We start from the raw sequence: 1867 nt of genomic DNA on the forward strand, positions 1-1867 counted from the left end.
GCTCATCAGGCACATCACGAAAATCTGTTTGTTTCATGGGACGAGATTACCACACCTTTTAAAATCAAAAAACATGCTGGACATCCTCTTAAAATCAAAAAACATGCCGGACATCCTCTTATATTATGAGAGCATACTGTGGACTACAAAAAAAAGCCCTCCATACGGAGGGCCTTTTTCATTTCCAATGGAGTGGACAGGCTTTCTGGATTTCATCGGTAAAGGGACAAGGTTTGCCATAGTTGGAAGATTATGCCGTGAAATATGGAAGAAGCGTTGAGGGGGAGATCGATCCTGTATGAATTCTGGCCGGTGCCTGCTGTCGATACAGAACGTGGCGGATGACGGCAGGCAGCCGATACAATTTGCCTCTTTGACGCGGCTGGCGTGTTTTTTGCATGCACAGCCAGCCTTACGGACGTCATAGCAGAGTAGAGGGTTTCGTTCTCCTCCAGAGTTTGTTGTCTGGTCTTAGGCCTGGGCCGAAGCGGCGGCCGTTTCTTCTTCCTTGCGGGCGGCGTTACGGCGGCAGGCGTCGTTGAGGTCGCGTTCCAGCAGGGCCACGATGGTGAAACGGTTGATGAAGGCGCGGGCGAACTGCAGGTAGTTCAGATACAGGTCACTGCTGCGCATGGACAGGCCTTCGGTATCGATGCGCTGCAAAAGCTCGATCTGGATCTTGCTGATGCGGGAAGAGCAGTGGTCGGCATAGGCCGAGAGCTCGGCGCGGGAGCCTTCGCCCGCGGCATAGGCCCGGAAGTGGCGGGCGGCGTCTTCCAGGATGCCCAGCATCTGGTCCAGATTGTCGCCCAGCGCGCCGCTGTAGGGGCGGTGGCGGTTGGCGATGTGGTTGGCGGACATGCCCAGCACCGAGCGCAGCTCATGGCTCAGTTCCTTCATGCCGTTGAAGATGCGGTAGTAGATGTGCCGCGCTTCGTTGTCCAGATCGTCGCCACCGCCGCGCAGAGCCATGCGGTAGTAGGAACCGCGGGAGCGCGAGATGTCTTCGAAAAGGTTCACGGCTTCGTTCTTGCAGCGGTTCAGGACCTTCTCGTCCTCGGCCTGGAAGGCGGTGAGGCCTTCGCGCATCAACGCACGGCGGTATCGATGCTTTCGTCCACCGAAGCGCCGATATTGGCGCGGATGCTGTCCTTGTCGGTGTTGTCGGCCACGATGTCGAAGCTGCTCTCTTCCTTCTTCTTGCCGAAGAAGTTGGAGCGCACCAGGCTGACCACGGCCACCAGCATGAAGAGGACGGCCACCACGCTGCCGCCCTCGAACAGGGCCCAGGTAACCAGGGCACAGGCGCTGAAGGCGCACATGGCGGTCAGGAACCAGCCGCTGATGACGGCCAGCACGCCGGAGATGCGGTAGACGGCGCTCTCACGGTTCCAGGCGCCGTCGGCAAAGGAGGAGCCCATGGCCACCATGAAGGTCATATAGGTGGTGGACAGGGGCAGCTTGAGGGACGTGGCCGAGGCGATGAGGATGCTGGAGACCACCAGATTGATGGCGGCACGCACCTGGTCGAAGGGCAGCACGGGCGCGCCCTTGACCTGTTCCACGGGCTGCATGCGGCTCTCAAGGGCGGTGAAGAGCGAATTGGGCAGGATCTGGTGCAGGTCTTGTTGGCGCTCAGGCCCGCGCGCACGATGAGGCGGCCGGGCAGGGAGGAGCCGAACTGTTCCTGATCGCCGCGGGTGCTGCTGCTCAGGTTGATGGAGGTCTGCACCACGCGGTGGGCCTTTTTGGAGAACCACAGGGCTTAAACTGATTGCTTGAAATATTATAAAAATATGTAAATATACTCTTTATGAGCAGATTATGCACAATAGGTGAAGCAGCGCGATTGCTTGGAGTATCCATT

Annotated in this window: 2 protein-coding genes; both read right to left on the reverse strand. The window is 58.0% G+C overall.

Features of this window, described 5'->3' with window-relative positions; translation table 11 throughout:
• Positions 1 to 471: 471 nt before the first annotated feature.
• Positions 472 to 1089: a hypothetical protein gene (locus HF854_RS12265; RefSeq protein WP_168936537.1), complete on the reverse strand. Its 618-nt coding sequence runs from the start codon at positions 1087 to 1089 to the stop codon at positions 472 to 474.
• Positions 1089 to 1574 (reverse strand): hypothetical protein, encoded by a 486-nt coding sequence (locus HF854_RS12270; protein WP_168936538.1) that lies wholly within the window; start codon positions 1572 to 1574, stop codon positions 1089 to 1091. The genes HF854_RS12265 and HF854_RS12270 overlap by 1 nt, the downstream gene beginning before the upstream one ends.
• Positions 1575 to 1867: the final 293 nt, after the last annotated feature.

Source organism: Desulfovibrio piger (assembly GCF_012843875.1).
In the GTDB taxonomy this organism is placed as follows: domain Bacteria; phylum Desulfobacterota; class Desulfovibrionia; order Desulfovibrionales; family Desulfovibrionaceae; genus Desulfovibrio.